Raw genomic sequence first — 21,549 nt, 5'->3', positions numbered from 1 at the left:
GCAGACCGGTCGCGGCTCAGATCGCGCCCAGTTCGCGCCGCAAGAACTCGTGGAAGTGTTGCATGCCGTCTTCCATCGGGCTCTGATACGGGCCGACCTGCGATTCGCCACGCTCCATCAGCGCGCGGCGGCCTGCGTCCATCCGTTCGGCGATTTCGTCGTCTTCACAGGCCGTTTCCATATAGGCGGCACGTTCGGCTTCGACGAATTCGCGTTCGAACAGCGCGATTTCCTCAGGGTAATAGAACTCCACCACGTTGGTGGTTTTCTGCGGACCGCGCGGAATCAGCCATGACACCACCAGCACATGCGGATACCACTCGATCATGATGCCCGGGTAGTACACCATCCAGATGGCGCCGAACTCGGGCGGCTGGCCGTCGCGGAACCGCAGCACGGCATCGTGCCATTTGCGGTAGGTCGGGCTGCCCGGCTGTTCGAGGTCCTTGTGCACGCCGACCGTCTGCACGCTGTACCAGTCGCCGAATTCCCACGCCAGATCGTCGCAATTGACGAAGCTGCCGAGGCCCGGATGGAACGGTGCGACGTGATAGTCCTCCAGATAGACCTCGATGAAGGTCTTCCAGTTGTAGTTGCACTCGTGCACTTCGACGTGATCGAACATGAAGCCCGAAAAATCGAAGTGTTGCCGGGTGCCGAGCCGCGCCAGATCGCGGGCGACGTCGCGCCCCTGCGCTTCGAACAGCAGACCCTGCCAGTTCTGCAATGGCGTGCCGCCGAGATTCAGACAAGGGTTATCCGCAAAATGCGGTGCGCCGAGGAGCTGGCCGTTCAGGTCGTACGTCCAGCGGTGCAAGGGGCAGACGATGTTCTCCGTCTGGCCGCGGCCGTTGAGCATGATGGCCTGCCGGTGGCGGCACACGTTCGACAGCAATTCGATTTGCGACTGCTGGTTACGGACGAGCACACGCCCTTCGCTCTCGCTGGGCAAGGCAAAATAATTCCCCGCTTCCGGCACCATGAGTTCGTGCCCGACGTAGCGTGGACCTTTCTTGAAAAGGGTTTCGATTTCGCGCGTTAGAAGCGCTTCGTCAAAGTAAGCCGTGACTGGCAGCTGGCTGTGAACAGACCGCAACTGCAATGCATTGCTCAGATTGGACATTCCCACTCCCGATGAAGACGTGAAAGCAGTGAACAACCCAACCATCGAAGATTCGATTTAGGGAGCCCGAGATTATACCTGTTTCCCCCTCCTTGGGGCGCTTAAGTGACTGATTTGGGTCAAAAATGTCAAGGAAGTTCGCGGTTTTCGCCGCAGACCTACAGATATTTTTCTGCGAGACTGAGGGCCGGGCGCGGAGGCCAAAGGCGGGGGGAGCGGGGCGGCGAGCGGATCGGAAATGTCGCTTTTGCCGTAGAATGTCCGACTTGTTTTAATTTTGCGACTATTCATGGCGAAGACCGCATCGAAGGATACTGCCGCCGCGCCTGCTGAAGGCGTCGACACCACGCCGCTGCCCGAGAGCTACGAGGCGGCTCAGGCGGAGCTGGAAGGGTTGGTCGCGCGAATGGAAGGCGGCAGTCTGAGCCTCGAAGAATCGCTTACCGCTTACCGGCGCGGCGCGGCGCTCGTGGCGTTTTGCCAGCAGCAGCTCGAGAAGGTCGAGCAGCAGGTGCGCGTGCTCGATGGCGAGACGCTCAAGCCGCTGCCCGTGAATAGCGCAGGCACAGCCGCTACAGAAAGCGGGGACGACCTATGACATTCGAACAATGGACGCGCTCGGCGCTTGAACGCGTTGAAGCGGCACTGGAACATTATTTGCCGACGGAGGCGACCGAGCCGGCGAAACTGCACGAAGCCATGCGCTATGCGGTGCTGGGCGGCGGCAAGCGGGTTCGCCCGCTGTTGTGCCATGCGGCCGGCGAGCTGACCGGTGCGCGCGCCGAATGCCTCGACGCGGCGTCGGCGGCGCTGGAAATGATTCACGTCTATTCGCTCGTGCACGACGACATGCCGTGCATGGACGACGACGCGCTGCGCCGCGGCAAGCCCACGGTACACGTCAAATATGATGAAGCGACGGCATTGCTGGTTGGCGACGCGCTGCAATCGCAGGCTTTCATTGCGCTGACGTCGGATGTTCTGACCCCGGCGCAGCAGGCATCGCTGGTGCGGGAGCTGGCTCTCGCGAGCGGCTCGATCGGCATGTGCGGCGGCCAGGCAATCGACCTGGCGAGCGTCGGCCACACGCTGACGCGTGCGCAACTGGAAACGATGCACCGGCTAAAAACCGGCGCCTTGCTGCGTGCCGCAGTGCGCATGGGCGCGCTGGCGGGCGAAACGCCGGGCGCGGACACCATGTGTTCGCTCGACGCGTATGCGGCCGCAGTCGGCCTCGCGTTTCAGGTCGTCGACGATATTCTCGACGTGACGACTGATTCCGCGACGCTCGGCAAGACAGCAGGTAAAGACGCGAAGGACGGCAAGCCGACCTACGTGTCGATTATCGGGCTTGACGCGTCGCGTGCGCTCGCAGCGCAACTGCGCACCGACGCCCACGCTGCGATCGCGCCGTATGGCGCGCGCGCACAGCGTCTTGCCGAATTGGCCGACCTGGTGGTGAACCGGGTCAGCTAAACGCGAAAGCCCGCCGCCGTGCACCTTCCGCTACGAGGTGCATGTATGAAGTGCGGGCGCGTAAGTTTTCCTACAATGGAACGACGATGTACGACTTGCTGAAAACCATCGACGACCCGGCAGCCCTGCGCCGCCTCGATCGCCGCCAATTGCAACCGCTTGCCGACGAGTTGCGTGCTTTCGTGCTCGATAGCGTATCGCAGACGGGCGGCCATCTCTCGTCCAACCTTGGCACGGTCGAGTTGACCATTGCGCTGCATTACGTGTTCGACACGCCGCGTGACCGGATCGTCTGGGACGTCGGCCATCAAACCTATCCGCACAAGATCCTGACGGGCCGCCGCGACCAGATGCACACGCTGCGTCAGCTCGGCGGCATCTCGGGCTTCCCGAAGCGCGACGAGTCGGAATACGACACCTTCGGCACCGCGCACTCCAGCACGTCGATCTCCGCCGCGCTCGGCATGGCGATCGCCAGCAAGCTGCAGGGCGAGAACCGCATGGGCATCGCCGTGATCGGCGACGGCGCGATGACGGCCGGCATGGCCTTCGAGGCGATGAACAACGCCGGCGTCGAAGACGACGTGCCGCTGCTGGTCATCCTGAACGACAACGACATGTCGATTTCGCCGCCGGTCGGCGCGCTGAATCGCCATCTGGCGCGTCTGATGTCGGGACGCTTCTACGCTGCCGCGCGTGCGGGCGTCGAACGCGTGCTGCGCGTCGCGCCGCCCATGCTGGATCTCGCCCGCAAGCTCGAAGAGCACGCGAAGGGCATGATCGTGCCGGCCACGCTGTTCGAAGAGTTCGGCTTCAACTACATCGGCCCGATCGACGGTCACGACCTCGATTCGCTGATCCCGACGCTGCAAAACATCAAGGAACTGCGCGGTCCGCAATTCCTGCACGTCGTCACGAAGAAAGGTCAGGGCTACAAGCTGGCCGAGGCCGATCCGGTGCTGTACCACGGACCGGGCAAGTTCAATCCGGCCGAAGGCATCAAGCCCGCGACCACGCCGTCGAAGAAGACCTATACCCAGGTGTTCGGCGAATGGCTGTGCGACGTTGCCGAACTGGACGCGCGCGTGGTCGGCATTACGCCGGCCATGCGTGAAGGCTCGGGTATGGTCGAGTTCGAAAAGCGCTTCCCGGACCGTTATTTCGACGTCGGTATCGCCGAGCAGCACGCGGTGACCTTCGCCGGCGGCCTGGCTGCGGACGGCATGAAGCCGGTCGTCGCGATCTACTCGACCTTCCTGCAACGCGCTTACGATCAGCTGATTCATGACGTCGCGCTGCAAAACCTGCCGGTGGTGTTCGCCATCGACCGCGCGGGTCTGGTCGGCGCGGACGGCGCCACGCACGCGGGTGCGTACGATCTGGCGTTCCTGCGCTGCATCCCGAACATGACGGTGATGGCCGCGTCGGACGAAAACGAATGCCGCCAGATGCTCTACACCGCTTTGCAGCAGCCGAACCCGACGGCGGTGCGCTATCCGCGTGGCGCCGGCGCCGGCGTCGCGACGGTCAAGCAGATGACCGCGCTGCCGCTCGGCAAGGGCGAGATTCGCCGTGAAACGTCTCAGCCGGCCGGCAAGCGGATTGCGATTCTGGCGTTCGGCACGATGGTTGCGCCGTCGCTGGCGGCCGCGGAGCAACTGGATGCAACCGTTGCCAATATGCGCTTCGTCAAACCGCTGGACGCCGATCTGGTCCGCCAGCTGGCCGAAACGCACGACGCTATCGTCACAGTCGAAGAAGGCTGCGTGATGGGTGGCGCGGGCTCGGCTTGTGTCGAAGCCCTGCTGGAGAGTGGGGTTATGCGACCCGTACTACAATTGGGCCTCCCGGATCGGTTCATCGATCATGGGGATCCGGCCAAACTGCTCGCCCAATGCGGTCTGGACAGCGCGGGCATTGCCAAGTCGATCCGCGAGCGCTTTCTTTCGAGCGGCTCGGCCGCCGGTCAGTCGTCGGTGAAGCGCGTCGCGTAATTTCGCTGCCGCTCGCTGTGCTGCCGCGATGCTATGGCGGCCATAGCAATCTCCAACTTGAATCGATGGACCCTCGGGTCCATCATCCAACGCCGGCAGAGGCCGGCGTTCGCTGTCGCGTGCTCTGATCCGCACGGCCGCTGAGAGCCCCCAAACCTGTCGCTTCGCGACAGCCCTCCCCCCGAGGGGCAATCCCCCAATCCCTCAAGGGGACTTCCTTCGGGGCGGGTGACTTCCTGCGGAGCGGAAAACTTGGGGCGGCCCGGCGTTTTCCTGAAAGGACAAGAATATGAACCAGATGAACCCCGCCTTTGTGATGCCCGACGTGCAAAGCACGCCCGATACGCGTCAGATCCCGATTCAGCGGGTCGGCGTCAAGGCAGTGCGTCATCCGCTGACGGTGCGCACGCAAGGCGGCGACGTGCAGCCGACGGTGGGTACGTGGAATCTCGACGTGCATCTGCCGGCTGATCAGAAGGGCACGCACATGTCGCGTTTCGTCGCGCTGCTCGAAGAGAACAAGGCGCCGCTCGAACCGGCAAGTTTCCGCACGATGCTGGCCTCGATGCTCGAAAAGCTCGAAGCCGAGGCGGGCCGCATCGAGGTGTCGTTTCCTTACTTCGTGAACAAGACTGCGCCGGTGTCGGGCGTGCACAGCCTGCTGGACTACGAAGTGACGCTGACGGGCGAGACCCGTCACGGCGTGACGCGTCTGTTCCTCAAGGTGCTGGTGCCGGTCACGAGCCTGTGCCCGTGCTCGAAGAAGATCTCGCAGTACGGCGCGCACAATCAGCGTTCGCACGTCACGATCAATGCCGAGCTCGCAGGCGACGTCGCGGTGGAAGAACTGATTCACATCGCTGAAGAGGAAGCGTCGTGCGAACTGTGGGGCTTGCTGAAGCGCCCGGACGAGAAATTCGTCACCGAGCGTGCGTATGAAAATCCCAAGTTCGTCGAAGACCTTGTGCGCGATGTCGCGCAGCGTCTGAATGCCAATGAGCGGATCGTTGCGTACGTGCTCGAGGCCGAGAACTTCGAATCGATTCACAATCACAGCGCGTATGCGGTGATCGAGCGGGATAAGCGGGCGGCTTGATAGCGCCCGCTAGCCTTGCTTGCTTGTGAAGCTCAGCGGGCGAGGGACGTCAGATCCCAGCGCGGCTTGACAGTGAACGCGTAGTCTTTGCCCGATTGATCGGGCCAGCGTTGAAGCCTCAAAGCACCGGCCAGCGCGATCATCGCGCCGTTGTCCGTGCACAGCGACAAGTCGGGGTAGTGCACATAGAAATTGCGCTTTTTGGCCGCGGCGGAAAGCGCCTCGCGCAGTTGCCGGTTCGCGCCTACGCCGCCTGCCACCACCAGCCGGTTGAGCTGGGTCCGCTTGAGGGCGGCCAGCGATTTTGCCGCCAGCACCTCGACGGCTGCGTCCACGAAGCCGCGCGCCAGATCCGCCTTCGCCTGTTCGCAGATGTTCGCGCCGCCGAGCTTTTTCGCGTGTGTGAGAACCGCGGTCTTCAGGCCGCTGAAGCTGAAATCGAGGTCGCCGGAGTGCAGCATCGGGCGTGGCAGGACGACCGCGCCGGGCGTACCGAACTCCGCCATCCGCGAGACTTCCGGTCCGCCCGGATAGCCGAGGCCGAGCAGCTTGGCGGTTTTGTCGAAGGCTTCGCCGGCGGCGTCGTCCAGCGTTTCGCCGAGCGTCTCGTAGACGCCTACATCCGTCACGCGCATCAATTGCGTATGACCACCCGAAACAAGCAGCGCGACGAATGGGAACGGCGGCGGCTCATCCACCAGCAAGGGCGACAGCAGGTGCCCTTCGAGATGGTGGATGCCGATGGTCGGTTTGTCCCACGCCATGGCCAGCGAATTGGCGACGCTCGCGCCCACCAGCAGCGCGCCGGCGAGCCCTGGCCCTTGCGTATACGCGATCGCGTCGATGTCGCCGCGCGCCGCGCCGGAGCGCTCCAGCACCTCTTCGAGCAGGGGCAGCGCGCGGCGAATATGATCGCGCGAAGCCAGTTCAGGCACCACGCCGCCATACTCCCGGTGCATCGCAATTTGCGAATGCAGCGCGTGCGCGAGCAGGCCGCGCTCCGTGTCGTAGAGCGCGAGTCCGGTTTCGTCGCAGGAGCTTTCGATGCCGAGAACGAGCATGATTGGTGGACTTGGACGGACGCTTGGATGCGCCCAAAAGTGAAAAGGCAAGCCTGAAAGTATAGCAGTGCGGGCAAAGGGCCGCAGAGGCGCAGGTACAATGCGGCCCTATGGAATCCTTCGATATCGCAGTGATCGGCGCAGGCGCGGCCGGCATGATGTGCGCGGCGGTGGCCGGGCAGCTCGGCCGTCGCGTGGTGCTGATCGACCACTCACAACGCCTCGCGGAAAAAATCCGCATTTCCGGCGGTGGCCGCTGCAACTTCACGAATCTGTACGCGGGGCCGGCCAATTATCTGTCGGCCAACCCCCATTTTTGCCGCTCGGCATTGGCGCGCTATACGCCGCGCGACTTCATGGCGCTGCTCAAGCGGCATCACGTGACGTGGCACGAGAAGCACAAAGGCCAGTTGTTCTGCGACCAGTCGAGCGACGCCGTCATCAACGTGCTCAAGAGCGAGTGCGACACCGGCCGCGTTGCCTGGCGCGCGCCGCTCGCGGTCGAGCAGGTGCGGCAGGGCGCCGAAAGCGGCTTCACACTGGATACGCAGTCGGGTCCCATTTCCACGCGCGCCTTGGTGATTGCGACTGGCGGCTTGTCGATCCCCAAAATCGGCGCGACGGACTTCGCCTACCGGCTCGCCAAGCAATTCGGCCACAAACTGATCGACACGCGCCCCGCTCTCGTTCCACTGACGTTCGCCGGGGCCGACTGGGAGCCGTTTGCGGCGCTGTCCGGTGTGTCGCTGGAAGTCCAGCTCGCGACCGGCAACAAAAAGACCGGCGCCGAGTTCAACGAAGATCTGCTGCTCACCCATCGCGGCTTGTCCGGACCGGGCGTGCTGCAAATTTCGAGCTACTGGCAGCCGGGCGAGCCCATCCACATCAATCTGCTGCCCGATCAGGACGCGAGCACCGCGTTGCTGGAAGCGAAAACCGGCACGAAGCGCCAGATCGCCAACCTGCTGTCGGAATGGGTGCCGCAGCGGCTCGCCCACGTCTGGCTGGAAACTCACCAGATTTCCGCCGAAGCCCGCGTCGCCGATCTGCCGGACAAGACGTTGCGCCGCATCGGTGAGGCCTTGTCGCGCTGGACGCTCACCCCGAACGGCACCGAAGGCTACCGCAAGGCCGAAGTGACGCGCGGCGGCGTCGATACGCGCGATCTTTCGTCCTCGACGATGATGAGCGCCCGCGCGCCCGGCCTGTACTTCATCGGCGAGGCGGTCGACGTGACCGGCTGGCTCGGCGGCTACAACTTCCAGTGGGCGTGGGCGTCGGGCGTGGCGGCCGGTCAGGCGGCCGCGGAGTATGCTAGAGGGGCTTGACGGCGCGCTACCTTTGTGAGAAAGCTCTGCTATACTCCTGAACCTTTACAAAGTTCCGTTATTGAAAAATGACGACCATCCGCGTAAAAGACAACGAGCCGTTTGAAGTCGCCATGCGCCGCTTCAAGCGCACGATGGAAAAAAACGGGCTGCTGACGGAACTGCGCGCACGCGAGTTTTACGAAAAGCCCACGGCGGAACGGAAACGTAAGAAAGCGGCGGCGGTGAAGCGCCATTTCAAACGGCTACGTGGCCAGATGCTGCCAAAGAAGTTCTACTGATTCTGGCGTTGCCGCGGTTCCCGTCGAACGGAGCGGCGACATCCAACCGGTGACGGCACAGCAGGTGCCATCACGGAAAACACGGCCCCTTCGGGCCAGCCGGCAGGGTCGCATCCATTACGCGAATTTGCGCCAACCCGCTTGAGGAAGCAGTCCCAAGCGGGTTTTTGTGTTGATGCAGATGGCCTCGCCGGTCTTTCAAATTCCAACGCATTCAGGTGAGTGATGAGTCTCAAGGATCGGATCAACGATGACATGAAAGCCGCCATGCGGGCGCGTGAAACCGAGCGTCTCGGCACTGTCCGCCTGCTGCTCGCCGCGATCAAGCAACGTGAAGTCGACGAGCGCATCACACTCGACGACGCCGCGATCACTGCCGTCGTCGACAAGATGATCAAGCAGCGCAAAGACTCGATCAGCCAGTTCGAAGCCGCTGGTCGCACGGATCTGGCCGACAAGGAAAAGGCGGAGCTGGCGATTCTGTCCGCTTACATGCCGGAGCAGATGTCCGAGGCGGAGATCGTCGCTGAAGTTCAGGCCGCGGTCGCGCAAACCGGCGCGGCCGGTCCGCAAGACATGGGCAAGGTGATGGGCGTGCTCAAGCCGAAACTGGCCGGCCGCGCCGACATGACCGCCGTCTCGGCGCAGGTCAAAGCCGCGCTCGCGAAGTAATTCCTGTATGTCCGGCCTGCGCGCGCCGTCGCTCGACGGGGTGCGCAGCTTTGAGCTTTTCAGGTAGCGTCATTCACTGTGATTCCACCGTCATTCCTGCAGGACTTGCTCAACCGCGTCGATATCGTCGACGTGGTCGGCCGGTATGTGCAGTTGAAAAAAGGCGGCGCGAACTTCATGGGGCTGTGCCCGTTTCACAACGAGAAAAGCCCTTCGTTTACGGTTAGTCCGACTAAGCAGTTCTATCACTGCTTTGGCTGCGGCGCGCATGGCACGGCGATCGGGTTCCTGATGGAGCACGTCGGCTCCACCTTCCCCGAGGCGGTCAACGAACTGGCGCAGTCGGTTGGTTTGACCGTGCCGAATGAGCCTTCGCCGGGATATGGCGGCGGTGGCGGTGGCTCCGGCGGCTATGCGCCGGCCGCCTCCAAGGCGGTCGCCACGGCGCTGTCCGACGTCATGCAAACCGCCTGCGACTTTTACCGCAAGCAGTTGCGCAGCGCGCCGGTCGCGATCCAGTATCTGAAGAAGCGCGGCCTGACCGGCGAGATCGCGGCCCGTTTTGGGCTCGGCTACGCGCCTGACGGCTGGCAAAACCTGGAAGCCGCGTTCCCGAACTATCGGGACGATTCGCTGGTCGAATCGGGCCTTGTGATTGTCAGCGAGAAGTCCGACGCGCAGGGTCAGAATCGCCGGTACGACCGCTTTCGCGAGCGGATCATGTTCCCGATACGCAATGTGAAGGGGCAGGTGATTGGCTTCGGCGGCCGCGTGCTGGACGGCGGCGAACCGAAATATTTGAATTCCCCGGAAACGCCTCTATTTAACAAAGGCAGCGAGCTGTATGGCCTGTTCGAGGCGCGGCTGGCGATTCGCGAGCAGCACTATGTGCTGGTGGTCGAAGGGTATATGGATGTGGTCGCGCTGGCCCAATTGGGGTTTCAGAACGCGGTCGCCACCCTCGGCACGGCTTGCACGCCGATTCATGTGCAGAAACTGATGCGCCAGACCGACACAGTCATCTTCAGTTTCGACGGCGATTCGGCCGGCCGCCGCGCGGCGCGCCGTGCGCTGGACGCCTGTCTGCCGCACGCGGCGGACAACCGGACCATCCGGTTCCTGTTTTTGCCGTCCGAGCACGATCCGGACAGCTACGTGCGCGAATTCGGCACCGAGGCGTTCGCCGAGCAGGTCGAACGGGCCATGCCGCTGTCGCAGTTCATGCTGAACGAGGTGCTGACCGGCAAGGAGCTGGATCAGCCCGAAGGCAAGGCCCGCGCGCTGTTCGACGCCAAGCCCCTGCTGCAGGCGCTGCCGGCCAATGCCTTGCGCGCACAGATCATGCATATGTTCGCCGACCGGCTCGATGTGCCGTTCGACGAAGTGGCCGCGCTGTGCGAGGTCGATGCCCGGATTGCGGCGGCCGCCCGTTCGGCGCCGGCGCGCAAGGACCGCCGTAGTGTGACCGGGATCGAAGAAAAAACGCTGCGCAATCTGGTGATGCATCCGCGGACTGTCGCCATGCTCGACGAGGAGGCCGAACAGGCGCTTCTGACGGTCGCGCGGCACGGCGAATTGTTCGAAGAAGTCACCACGCATGCGCGCGCGCTGGGCGATTCGGCGGAGTTTCAGTTGCTGTCCGACCTATTGCGAAACGGCGCAAACGCCCCAACTTTCGAGGAAATCTTTCGCAAAATTCTAGACTATGATGAAAACGTCCGGGATTTGCTGCTGAAGGACCCGGAAGATGCGACCGTCATCGAGGAGCGGCGCGAGCAGGAGCGGATCGTCGGAGAGGAGCTGAAAGCGGCGATCCTGAAGATGCGGTACGACGCTTACTGCGATCGTCTCGAGCAGCTTTCGCGGCAATCCCGGCACACGCCGGAGGAGTTTGCGGAGCTCTCGGAACTGAATCAGAAGCGGGCTGACATGAAGCGCCAGCTTGGGCTGTAGGCGGGAAGGGCGGAACCTGGGTGCTATAATAAAAGGTTTCCAGCGGTTTGTTTTCTAAAGGTTTTCCTAGCAAAGGCGAAAAGGCGATGCGATGGCAAAGACTACAGGCGGAACTACGGGCGGAAAGAAAGCGACGGGCACGAGCTCCAGGGAGCAGACCCGAAAGGTCACCGAGGCCAAGTTAGTTTCTTCCGCCAGAAAAGCGTCTGCCGTCAGTGTCAAACCTGCTGCCGGGAAGAAATCTTCGACCTCTTCCGCTGCGCGAGCGGAGCCGGTCAGGGCGGCGAAAGCTGCACAACCGGCCACGAAACGGCCGAGTGCCAGAAGCGCAAGGGAAGCGGCTGCCGCGCAGGACGATGCGGCGGTGCGCGAGACTCCAGTATCCACGGTTCAACCGGCTGTTGTCCACCAGCCGCGAGTCGAGACTACAGCCGGTACGGCGAACTCCATGACGAAAAAGCTGAACGAAGTACCCGTCGATGACGACGCAACCCAGAGCGAAGATGCCCCTGCGGCCGTTCCGGGCAAAGTTGAAAAGGCCAAGGCACGTGATCGTCGCGCAAAGGAAAAAGCGCTGCTGAAGGACGCGTTCGCGTCGTCGCAGCCCGGCACCGTCGAGGAACTTGAAGAGCGCCGCTCGAAACTGCGCGCGCTGATCAAGCTCGGCAAGGAGCGCGGCTTCCTCACGTACGCTGAAATCAACGACCACCTCCCGGACAACTTCACCGAGACCGAGGCGATCGAAGGCATCATCAGCACGTTCAACGACATGGGCGTGGCCGTGTACGAGCAGGCGCCGGATGCCGAAACGCTGCTGCTGAACGACAACGCGCCGACGGCTTCTTCGGACGACGAAGTGGAAGAAGAAGCGGAAGTTGCGCTGTCCACCGTCGACTCCGAATTCGGCCGTACCACCGATCCCGTCCGCATGTACATGCGTGAAATGGGTACGGTCGAGCTGCTCACGCGCGAAGGCGAAATCGAAATCGCGAAGCGGATCGAAGACGGCCTGAAGCACATGGTGATGGCCATCTCCGCGTGCCCGACCACGATCGCCGACATTCTCGCCATGGCTGAGCGCGTCGCGAACGAGGAAATCCGCATCGACGAACTGGTCGACGGCCTGATCGACGCCAACGCGGAAGATGCGGACGGCTTCTCCGCGCAGGAAGCGGAAGCGATCGAAAGCGAAGACGAAGAAGTCGAAGAGGACGAAGAAGAGGACGAGGAAGAAGACGACGGCACCGCGCAGGCTACGGCCAACGCAGCGCAGATGGAAGCGCTCAAGCGCGCGTCGCTCGAGAAGTTCGCCCTCATCAGCGAATGGTTCGACAAGATGCGTCGCGCGTTCGAGAAGGAAGGCTACAAGTCGAAGTCTTACCTGAAGGCGCAGGAAACGATTCAGAACGAACTGATGACGATCCGCTTCACCGCGCGTACTGTCGAGCGTCTGTGCGACACGTTGCGCGCGCAAGTGGACGAAGTGCGTCAGGTCGAGCGTCAGATTCTGCACACGGTTGTCGACAAGTGCGGCATGCCGCGCGCCGAGTTCATCGCGCGTTTCCCGGGCAGCGAGACGGATCTCGAATGGGCTGACAAGATCGTCGGCGAAGGTCATGCGTATAGCGCGATCCTCACGCGGAATATTCCGGCGATTCGCGAGCAACAACAGCGTCTGCTGGACTTGCAAGCGCGCGTCGTGCTGCCGCTGAAGGACCTGAAGGAAACCAACCGTCAGATGGCGGCCGGCGAACTGAAGGCGCGTCAGGCAAAGCGTGAAATGACCGAGGCGAACTTGCGTCTCGTGATCTCGATTGCGAAGAAGTACACCAACCGTGGTCTGCAGTTCCTCGACCTGATTCAGGAAGGCAACATCGGCTTGATGAAGGCGGTGGACAAGTTCGAATATCGTCGCGGCTACAAGTTCTCCACGTACGCAACGTGGTGGATCCGCCAGGCCATTACGCGTTCGATCGCTGACCAGGCGCGTACGATCCGCATTCCGGTTCATATGATCGAAACGATCAACAAGATGAACCGCATCTCGCGTCAGATTCTGCAGGAAACCGGTCTCGAGCCGGATCCGGCAACGCTGGCTGAGAAGATGGAAATGCCAGAAGACAAGATCCGCAAGATCATGAAGATCGCGAAGGAGCCGATCTCGATGGAAACGCCGATCGGTGACGACGACGATTCGCATCTGGGCGACTTCATCGAAGATACGAACACGGTCGCGCCGGCCGACGCCGCATTGCACGCCAGCATGCGCGATGTCGTGAAGGACGTGCTCGACTCGTTGACGCCGCGCGAAGCGAAGGTGCTGCGCATGCGTTTCGGTATCGAGATGAGCACCGATCACACGCTCGAAGAAGTCGGTAAGCAGTTCGACGTGACGCGTGAACGGATCCGTCAGATCGAGGCGAAGGCGCTGCGCAAGTTGCGTCACCCGAGCCGTTCGGACAAGCTGAAGTCGTTCCTCGAAGGGAATTGATCAAAGCTGGCGGGTCGCGGCAAATGATGCATTGGTTTGAAGGGGCCTTCCGGTTGTTTCGCATGAGCGAAGCGGTTGCGAAGGCCCCTTTTTCGTGTAGTATGTCGGCCAATCAGCGAATAGGCCCGGCCTTCAGACCGGGTCTTTTTCTTGGGCCGGACGCCGTGCTGGTTGCAGGCAGCGGACTCATAATCCGCCTCCGAAAGGACATCGTGGGTTCGAATCCCACCCGGCCCACCATAGATGTAAAAAAAGGGTTCCGAGATTTCGGAACCCTTTTTTTATGGCGCGAATCGCATATCAGATGCGGCGATTTGTCACTTCCACCTCGAGTCTTAACTAGAAAGTGCAGATTCCCAGCCGCCTCTGGAATCGGTTTTCGCGACAGCGTTTATCGGCTTCAATGGCCATTCACGTTCGAGTTCGGCGCCGAGGGGTGAGGACGAGGCCGGGCTGGTTACAAGCCGCGCCATAAGAGTGGACCGCCGGGTCGCTGGAAGGTAGGGAAACTCTGTTAAAAAAACCGATGGCTGCGCCGTTAATAAAATACGGATGGCTGTTCGACGTATGCCATCCGCTTTCAGTACGGGTTTTTGTCACGCGGCGGCCGGCGCCGCAATTCACCCCCGGGCAACACCCGTGCTGAAGGCTTCACTCCTGCGGCGCGTTCGCTTTGAAGCAACAAGTGCGTCGAAGTGCGGGGCCGCCCTGCCTGCCTGACTGGCTGGATGAGACCGCCGCCACAGGACGGGTGTTTCTTTGGCGGATCCGCGCAAGGTGACGCTGCGGCAGCTGTACGGAAGTCGAGCCGAGAAATTCAACCCGATTTGTTAATCGCCATCTGTTAATTGTCAAAACTGCGGGATAACCGCTGTGCCGCGCTGTGCAGAATAATTTCTGTAAAAGGACGATCAGGTAAACTGAATTAAGTTCCCGGTTTTCTGAAATAAATTCACTCTGCCCACATCTGCCTCGCGCATTTGCTTGATTTTCAGGCAATAAGCCGCAGCTCATTTTTTGATCGTTCCGACCCGATTGCGTCGGGCATATTAAATGCTGTTGCATACGCACAACTTTGATTATTGAGAAGTTGCAAATATTTTCTGTCTAGAGCAGTCGTGCGGGGCGTCTTATTTCATGATAAACGCCGGAAAAACAAAGACTTAATCTCAAAGTTGATTTTATTGTTGCGAATTCTGAAAGATCATGTTGCGTAAATTACGCATATTGCTATTAGGGTGTCCCCCTACACTCACGCTTCGTTTCAAGGGTGCCCTGCTGACCCGAAAGGGTTCGGCGAACAGGGCGGCAGTGCGATACAAGCGCTGTCGAGGCGGGTCTTGCTCCCCGCGTAAATTTATCGAACCGGAGTCCCACGCATGAAAAAGAGTCTCATCGTCGTTGCGGTTGCCGCATCGTTCGCTTCCGTCGCTCACGCACAAAGCAGCGTGACGCTGTATGGTCTGTTGGATGCCGGCCTGACGTACACCAGCAATGTCAACCACAACGCAAAGTGGGCAGCAGGTAGCGGCGGCATCAACCAAAGCATGTTCGGTCTGCGCGGTTCGGAAGATCTGGGCGGCGGTCTGAAGGCAATCTTCACGTTGGAAAGCGGCTTCAACATCAACAACGGCAAGTTCGCTAACAACAACGGCAAGTTCGCTAACAACAACGGCATGTTCAACCGTCAGGCGTTCGTCGGCCTGTCGAGCGCGCAATTCGGTACGGTCACGCTGGGTCGTCAATACGACGCAGCACAAGACTACCTGGCACCGCTGACCGCAACGGGCAGCTGGGGCGGTACGTACTTCGCTCACCCGTTCAACAACGACAACCTGAACACGAACGGCGGCTTGTCGGTCAACAACTCGATCAAGTACTCGAGCGCTAACTACGCTGGCTTCACGTTCGGCGGCACGTACGGCTTCTCGAACCAGGCTGGCGCATTCGCAAACAACCGCGAATACAGCGTTGGTGCTGCATACCAGTGGCAAGGCCTGCGTTTGGGCGCTGCTTACGCACAGCAGAACAACCCGGGTGCAACGAACGCAGCAGGCACGGCAAGCAACGGCGGTGCTTCGGACGGCTCGATCATGGGCTTCACCGGCAACTTCCGTCAGCGTGAATTCGGCGCAGCCGGTTCGTACTCGTTTGGCCCGGCTACCGTCGGTCTGGCATGGACGCAATCGCGTATCGACAACGTCGCTGGCGCACAACAATCGCTGCGCGCTAACAACTACGAAGTCAACGGTAAGTACAACGTGACCCCGGCTCTGGGCCTGGGCGTTGCTTACACGTTCACCGACGGCAAGGGTTATGGCGTCGGCGCGAACGGTGGTTCGGAGTCGGTGCGCTACCACCAGATCGGCCTGCAAGCTGACTACTCGCTGTCGCGTCGTACGGACGTCTACGCTCAAGCCGTGTACCAGCACGCAATGGGCGACAGCGGTGTCGCTTCGATCTACAGCGGCGACGTGACGCAACTGCCGTCGTCGTCGAAGAACCAGACGGCTGCTACGGTCGGTCTGCGTCACCGCTTCTAAGCATCAACAGAAGCTGGTCGTAGTAAAAAAGGTGCCGTTCGCGGCACCTTTTTTTATGGGCGCGGCATTCAGAACATCTGCCACGAATGGCGGATGCCGCGCGTCTCGCGAGACTCAGAAAATCGTGCGCAGACCGAGTGCGACGCCGGTCTGATTGTTCTTGCCCGGCAATTCGACCGAGGCCGCGCCCGACACCTTGTCGAAATCGACCGTACCGTACACCTCGGTACGCATGGACAGCGCGTATTCAGCCAGCGCAATCAACGTGTAGCGATTGCCGCTGCCCAACTGGCCGTTGCCGATCGCCGCAATGGACATGTGGTCGTAGTAGTACGCCGCGCCGGTCAGCGTGAGCGCGAGCGTGGCCTGCCAGGCCATGTCGGCGAACGGGCCATTGTCGACGCGTCCCGAACCCTTCAGCATCTCGATGCCATGCACCACCGTTTGCTGCGCCAATGCGCTGTCGACGAAGCCGGTGTCGTCCTTCGAATGCAGGTAGCCGACGTACACCTTCGCTGAACTGAACGCATAGACCGCGTTCGCATTGAAGATGGTCTGCTTGTGGCGCAATAGGTTATTGCGATTTCTAACGACTGCACGTGCGCATCTGACAAGAATTAACCTTCGCGAAAGCGCGCTTGGAGTAGTCTCAATAAATTGATCCATCGGCTATTTTTGCGCTGCAACGCTAGCACGTGTGCTGCAAGTGCGCGTTCTTACTGCATGAATACTCCCGCTTCAAATCCCCTCGCTGGCTCGCCGGTTATTCATGATCTGACCGACGAGCAATGGCACCGCATCGTACCGCTGCTGCCTGAAATGAAGGACCTTGGACCACGGCGCGGCCGTCCCTGCATCGATATCCGCTGCGTGGTCAACGGCGTGCTGTGGGTGCTGCGCACGGGCAAGGCGTGGAAAGCGCTGCCTGACCGGTATCCGCCTTATCAAACATCGCATCGCTACTATTTGCGCTGGAAAAGGTCAGGTGTGCTTGCCAGCATCGCCTTCGCGCTATTCAATAGCGATGTGATATTGACCCGCCAGGATTCGCGCAAAGGCGACGCGAGCGCCATCTGAATTCCGCTTCTGCATCGCAAATGAAAAAGGCCGTCACTGGTGACGGCCCTGGTTCACCGGCGCTGCAAGTACGCCTGTCAATCAGGCCTGCTGTTCGACCTTGAACACCGAAACTGCATGTCGCAGACGTTCGGTCTGCTCATCGAGTGAGCCGGCTGCGGCGGCCGCCTGCTCGACGAGCGCCGCATTGCGTTGCGTCACGTCGTCCATTTGACGGATCGTGAGATTGACTTCGCCGATGCCCGAGCTTTGCTCTTTCGAGGCCGCCGAGATCTCGTTCATGATCGCCGTTACCCGGCGCACCGCGTCGACCACCTCGCCGATCGTACTGCCTGCCTTGCCGGCCAGCGTCGAACCTTCGCCGACTTGCGCCACCGATTGATCGATCAGCACCTTGATCTCCTTGGCCGCCGTCGCGCTGCGCTGCGCGAGGTTGCGCACTTCGCCCGCAACCACCGCGAAACCGCGGCCTTCTTCGCCGGCGCGCGCGGCTTCCACCGCGGCGTTCAGCGCAAGGATATTGGTCTGGAACGCGATGCCTTCGATCACGCTGATGATCTCGCCGATTTTGCGCGAACTATCGGTGATGCCGGCCATTTTCTCGACCACGTCGTTGACGACCTGGCCGCCGCGCGCCGCAATATTGGATGCGTCCGTCGCCAGTTCCGACGCGGTTGCCGCATTGTCGGCATTCTGCGTGACGGTCTTGGTGAGTTCGTCCATGCTGGCGGCCGTTTGCTGCAGCGAAGCCGCCTGCTCTTCGGTGCGGCTCGACAGATCCAGGTTGCCCGCGGCGATCTCTTTCGAGGCGACCGTGATCGTTTCAGCGGAAGTCTTGATCCGCGCGACGGTAGCGGCGAGCTGATTGCGCATCTCGCGCAACGAGAACAGCAGGCTCGAATGGTCGTCGCGCCGCAGTTCGATCGTGGTGGCGAGGTCGCCGCGCGCGATCTGCATGGCGATAGCCGCGGCGGTCGACGGTTCTCCTCCGATCGAACGCGATACGTTGCGCACCACTCGCGAAGCAACGAACGATACCAGTATGCCGAGCACTACCAGCATGGCGGCCGAGCGTTCAAGCGTGGTGTACAACTGCGCCTGGATGTCGTCCATGTAGGCGCCGGCGATGAAGTCCCAGTTCCACGGACCGAAGCGTTTCACGTAACCGATCTTTTCGCTCGGCGTCGTCTCGCCGGGTTTCGGCCACCAGTAGCGCAGGTAGCCGGAGCCGCCCGCCGAGCCGCCGGCCTGGGCGATGTCGTGATACAGCGCATTGCCTTTGGCGTCGCGAAAGCCGCTCATGTCCTTGCCGTTCAGCTTCGGGCTCATGGGGTGAGCGATCATCACCGAGTCGCCGCGCACGATCGTGACATAGCCGGACGTGCCGTAGCGCTGCGCATTGACGCGGGCGATGGCTTGTTGTTTGGCTTCGTCGACGGAGAGCTTGCCCGCGTCGGCCAGCTTCGCGTAGTCCGCGACGATCGACAACGCCATGTCGGTGACATCGGCCAGATCCGCACGCCGTGCGTCCATTTGACCGTTTCGTGCTTCTAACGCGTTCACAACGGTGACGATCAGGAGCGCTGCCCAGCACAGCAGCAACGGCACCCACAATTTCTGTTTTAGTGTCAGGGGGTTCATTGTCGGCTTCGGCGATACGTTGAACTCGGAATGGGGAGGGGTTGCAATCTGCGCTGCATAGCTCGCATAACGGCCGTGGCGGCAGATTCTTTATTCCGTTGCTCAAAATTCAGGCTGACATGCGAAACGGCCGCCCCCGGGCGGCCGTTGGAAGAGGGGGAAAGCGCCTGTGCGCCCGCCCTAGATCTGCTCCCGGCCGAACGCACACAGACGCTCGAGGTCGAGCACATCGATCTGGTTGTACGAGAGGCGCAAAATTTCCAGTTTTTCGAGGTTTTGCAGCGCCTGGTTGATCCGTTGCCGCGACACGCCGGCCAGCAGGCCGACTTCTTCTTGAGAAATGGCCAGCGTGCGGCCGGTGTCGGGGTAGAGATCGGGATTGAACAGTTGCGCGAGCGACTGGGCGACGCGCGCATCGACGTCCAGCAGCCGGCTATTCTGGATCGATGCGATGAACTCGCCCATCCGGTTATTCAATTGACGGATCACGAAGCCGGTGAACGGCAGGCTCGATTCGAGCAGTGCATGGAACGTCTCCGACGGCACGAACATCGCGAGCGAGGGTTGAATCGCGGCTACATCATATTTGCGCAACTCGCGCTTGATGACGCTGCCTTCGCCGAACCAGCCGCCGGGCGGTACGCCGGATAGCGTGCAACTGCGTCCGGAAGCGTTGTAGATGGCAAGTTTGATAAGCCCCGAATGCACGCCGATCCAGTAATCCGACGGTTCCTGGCGGCGCGCGATCCACGCTCCGCCTTCCAGGCGCTCCGCGTGCGAACTGGCGAGGACCATCGCCCGGTGTTCGTCGGCCAGCGCCCGGAACCACGCGCAGGTGGCGAACAGTTGCGGCAGGTCGGCGCGCGCGACGCGCTCCGGCCGGTGCGAGCGGGCGCCTGCGAGGGGAGTGAGCGGAACGTCGTCCATAAGCGGCTTGGGGTGTGTCCGGTTTAGGGCAAGAGCGGTAACTGAGGGCAATGCGGGGCCGGTTAAGGCCGGGTAAGACCGCTTAAGGTCGGTTAGGGTGTGCCACTCTGTCATTTGAACGACAGACAGTTCAGCATGACAATTGCTAGGCTAGTTCATCAAACAGAATAACCGACGGCGCGGTCCGCGCCTCAGGAGACGATGCAATGAAGCACATGTTCGAAGAAGGACTCGAGCGCCGCGAGGCCAACTATGTCCCGCTGACGCCACTCGATTTCATCGTACGCGCAGCGGAAGTTTACGGTGAGCGGCTCGCGGTCGTCCATGGGGAGATTCGCCGTAACTGGCGCGAGACCTACGAGCGTACGCGACGGCTGGCCAGCGCGTTGCAACAGGCCGGTATCGAACGCGGCGACACGGTCGCGGCCTTGCTCCCCAACATTCCTCCGATGATAGAAGCGCACTTCGGCGTGCCGATGGCCGGGGCCGTGCTCAACACGCTGAATACGCGGCTCGACGTGTCGTCTTTGCTGTTCATGCTGCGGCATGGCGAGGCGAAGGCGCTGATCGTCGATACGGAGTACAGCGAGTTTGCACATCGCGCGGCGCTGGAATTCCCGGAGTTGCGGGTAATCAGCGTATCCGACGCGATGCCTGCCGACGCGGACAAATTCATCCGCGCGACCGATTACGAAGCGTTCCTGCAAGCCGGCGACCCTGAGTTCGCGTGGGCGCCGCCCGCCGACGAGTGGGACGCCATTGCGCTGAACTACACCTCGGGTACGACCGGCGATCCGAAGGGCGTGGTCTACCACCATCGCGGCGCCTATCTGAATGCCCTCAGCAATATCCTCGAATGGGACATGCCTAAGCATGCGGTCTATCTGTGGACGTTGCCGCTCTTTCACTGCAACGGCTGGTGTTTCGCGTGGACGGTCGCCGCGCGTGCCGGCGTCAACGTCTGCCTGCGCAAATTCGACGCGAAGACGGTGTTCGACCTGATTCGCCGCGACGGCATCACGCATTATTGCGGTGCGCCGATCGTGCAGAGCGCGCTCGTCAATGCGCCGGCTGAGTGGCGCGAGGGCATCGCGCATCGCGTGTCGGCGATGGTGGCGGGCGCGGCGCCGCCGCCCGCGGTGATCGCGAAGATGAAGGAGATCGGTTTCGACCTGACGCACGTGTATGGGCTCACGGAAACCTACGGGCCGGCCGCGGTCTGCGCGAAACAGGATCACTGGGAAACGCTCGACGACAACGCGTGCGCCGAACTGAATGCACGGCAAGGCGTGCGCTATCACCTCCAGGCAGCAGTGGCGGTACTCGACCCCGACACGCTCGAGCCGGTGCCGAACGACGGCGAAACGCTCGGTGAAATCATGTTCCGCGGCAACATCTGCATGAAGGGCTATCTGAAGAACGAGCGCGCCACGGAAGCGACCTTCCGCGGCGGCTGGTTCCATACCGGCGATCTAGGCGTGCGGATGCCTGACGGCTATATCCGTATCCGCGATCGCAGCAAGGACATCATCATTTCGGGTGGCGAGAACATCTCGAGCATCGAGATCGAAGACACGCTGTACCGGCACCCTGCGGTCTCGGTGGCCGCCGTGGTGGCGATGGCCGATCCAAAATGGGGCGAAGTACCGTGCGCCTTCGTCGAACTCAAGGAAGGCGCTCAGGTGACCGCGGAAGAGATCATCGCGCACTGCCGGCTGTTTCTTGCAGGATACAAGCTGCCAAAAGCAGTGCGCTTCGGCGAATTGCCGAAGACGTCGACGGGAAAAATCCAAAAGTTCGAGCTGCGCGCGCGGATCAAATCGGAAGGAACCGAATAGACCGCGCGTGATTTTCTAGCGCGCCGGATGGCGCGCAAAGTAGTGCTT

The 21,549-nt window shown here is 61.6% G+C and carries 16 protein-coding genes, 1 tRNA gene and 1 pseudogene; 13 read left to right on the top strand and 5 right to left on the bottom strand.

Annotation, left to right across the window (positions count from 1 at the left end):
- Nucleotides 1-16: 16 nt before the first annotated feature.
- Nucleotides 17-1,123 (bottom strand): aromatic ring-hydroxylating oxygenase subunit alpha, encoded by a 1,107-nt coding sequence (locus tag AC07WT_RS37565; protein ID WP_492594989.1) that lies wholly within the window; start codon nucleotides 1,121-1,123, stop codon nucleotides 17-19.
- Between the two features lie 289 nt (nucleotides 1,124-1,412).
- Here AC07WT_RS37565 and AC07WT_RS37560 point away from each other — a divergent pair, with 289 nt between their 5' ends.
- The 4 genes from AC07WT_RS37560 to folE2 all read left to right on the top strand — a co-directional run bounded on the left by AC07WT_RS37560 (nucleotide 1,413) and on the right by folE2 (nucleotide 5,689).
- On the top strand, nucleotides 1,413-1,721 hold the full coding sequence (locus AC07WT_RS37560; protein WP_492594988.1) for an exodeoxyribonuclease VII small subunit: 309 nt from the start codon (nucleotides 1,413-1,415) through the stop codon (nucleotides 1,719-1,721).
- Nucleotides 1,718-2,599, top strand: a complete 882-nt coding sequence (locus tag AC07WT_RS37555; RefSeq protein WP_494950864.1) for a polyprenyl synthetase family protein — start codon at nucleotides 1,718-1,720, stop codon at nucleotides 2,597-2,599. Before AC07WT_RS37560 ends, AC07WT_RS37555 begins: the two co-directional genes overlap by 4 nt.
- 86 nt (nucleotides 2,600-2,685) lie before the next feature.
- The gene (gene dxs, locus AC07WT_RS37550) at nucleotides 2,686-4,593 is read left to right on the top strand and encodes a 1-deoxy-D-xylulose-5-phosphate synthase (RefSeq protein WP_494950863.1); all 1,908 of its coding nucleotides are present in this window, start codon (nucleotides 2,686-2,688) and stop codon (nucleotides 4,591-4,593) included.
- A gap of 289 nt (nucleotides 4,594-4,882) precedes the next feature.
- Complete coding sequence (folE2, locus tag AC07WT_RS37545; protein WP_494950862.1) at nucleotides 4,883-5,689, top strand: GTP cyclohydrolase FolE2; 807 nt, start codon at nucleotides 4,883-4,885, stop codon at nucleotides 5,687-5,689.
- Nucleotides 5,690-5,721: 32 nt separating this feature from the next.
- Here folE2 and tsaD read toward each other — a convergent pair whose 3' ends face one another.
- Nucleotides 5,722-6,750, bottom strand: a complete 1,029-nt coding sequence (gene tsaD, locus AC07WT_RS37540) for a tRNA (adenosine(37)-N6)-threonylcarbamoyltransferase complex transferase subunit TsaD (RefSeq protein WP_494950861.1) — start codon at nucleotides 6,748-6,750, stop codon at nucleotides 5,722-5,724.
- A gap of 110 nt (nucleotides 6,751-6,860) precedes the next feature.
- Here tsaD and AC07WT_RS37535 point away from each other — a divergent pair, with 110 nt between their 5' ends.
- From AC07WT_RS37535 to AC07WT_RS37505, 7 genes are all read left to right on the top strand, one after another.
- Nucleotides 6,861-8,078: a BaiN/RdsA family NAD(P)/FAD-dependent oxidoreductase gene (locus tag AC07WT_RS37535; protein WP_492594983.1), complete on the top strand. Its 1,218-nt coding sequence runs from the start codon at nucleotides 6,861-6,863 to the stop codon at nucleotides 8,076-8,078.
- Between the two features lie 68 nt (nucleotides 8,079-8,146).
- Nucleotides 8,147-8,359: a 30S ribosomal protein S21 gene (gene rpsU, locus AC07WT_RS37530; protein WP_028196180.1), complete on the top strand. Its 213-nt coding sequence runs from the start codon at nucleotides 8,147-8,149 to the stop codon at nucleotides 8,357-8,359.
- A 225-nt stretch (nucleotides 8,360-8,584) separates the two neighbouring features.
- Nucleotides 8,585-9,031: a GatB/YqeY domain-containing protein gene (locus AC07WT_RS37525; protein WP_492594982.1), complete on the top strand. Its 447-nt coding sequence runs from the start codon at nucleotides 8,585-8,587 to the stop codon at nucleotides 9,029-9,031.
- A 78-nt stretch (nucleotides 9,032-9,109) separates the two neighbouring features.
- Nucleotides 9,110-10,984, top strand: a complete 1,875-nt coding sequence (dnaG, locus tag AC07WT_RS37520) for a DNA primase (protein WP_494950860.1) — start codon at nucleotides 9,110-9,112, stop codon at nucleotides 10,982-10,984.
- Between the two features lie 91 nt (nucleotides 10,985-11,075).
- Nucleotides 11,076-13,475 (top strand): RNA polymerase sigma factor RpoD, encoded by a 2,400-nt coding sequence (gene rpoD / locus AC07WT_RS37515; protein WP_494950859.1) that lies wholly within the window; start codon nucleotides 11,076-11,078, stop codon nucleotides 13,473-13,475.
- Between the two features lie 152 nt (nucleotides 13,476-13,627).
- Nucleotides 13,628-13,715 (top strand) — tRNA-Ile (locus AC07WT_RS37510).
- A 1,139-nt stretch (nucleotides 13,716-14,854) separates the two neighbouring features.
- Complete coding sequence (locus AC07WT_RS37505) at nucleotides 14,855-16,018, top strand: porin (RefSeq protein WP_494950858.1); 1,164 nt, start codon at nucleotides 14,855-14,857, stop codon at nucleotides 16,016-16,018.
- Between the two features lie 114 nt (nucleotides 16,019-16,132).
- On the opposite strand, the pseudogene AC07WT_RS37500 reads toward AC07WT_RS37505, so the two are convergent.
- Nucleotides 16,133-16,630: pseudogene (locus AC07WT_RS37500) on the bottom strand (porin family protein); the annotation flags it as partial.
- A gap of 45 nt (nucleotides 16,631-16,675) precedes the next feature.
- Here AC07WT_RS37500 and AC07WT_RS37495 point away from each other — a divergent pair.
- Nucleotides 16,676-17,095, top strand: a complete 420-nt coding sequence (locus tag AC07WT_RS37495) for a transposase (protein ID WP_494950857.1) — start codon at nucleotides 16,676-16,678, stop codon at nucleotides 17,093-17,095.
- Between the two features lie 81 nt (nucleotides 17,096-17,176).
- Here AC07WT_RS37495 and AC07WT_RS37490 read toward each other — a convergent pair whose 3' ends face one another.
- Both AC07WT_RS37490 and AC07WT_RS37485 read right to left on the bottom strand, forming a co-directional pair.
- Nucleotides 17,177-18,736, bottom strand: a complete 1,560-nt coding sequence (locus AC07WT_RS37490) for a methyl-accepting chemotaxis protein (protein ID WP_494950856.1) — start codon at nucleotides 18,734-18,736, stop codon at nucleotides 17,177-17,179.
- A gap of 180 nt (nucleotides 18,737-18,916) precedes the next feature.
- On the bottom strand, nucleotides 18,917-19,663 hold the full coding sequence (locus AC07WT_RS37485) for a Crp/Fnr family transcriptional regulator (RefSeq protein ID WP_494950855.1): 747 nt from the start codon (nucleotides 19,661-19,663) through the stop codon (nucleotides 18,917-18,919).
- Nucleotides 19,664-19,869: 206 nt separating this feature from the next.
- On the opposite strand from AC07WT_RS37485, the gene AC07WT_RS37480 reads away from it, so the two are divergent.
- Complete coding sequence (locus AC07WT_RS37480; RefSeq protein WP_494950854.1) at nucleotides 19,870-21,501, top strand: acyl-CoA synthetase; 1,632 nt, start codon at nucleotides 19,870-19,872, stop codon at nucleotides 21,499-21,501.
- Nucleotides 21,502-21,549: the final 48 nt, after the last annotated feature.

The sequence above is a fragment of the Paraburkholderia sp. GW821-FHT02A12 genome, from assembly GCF_059422005.1.
This window is presented reverse-complemented; position numbering and strand designations above follow the sequence as displayed.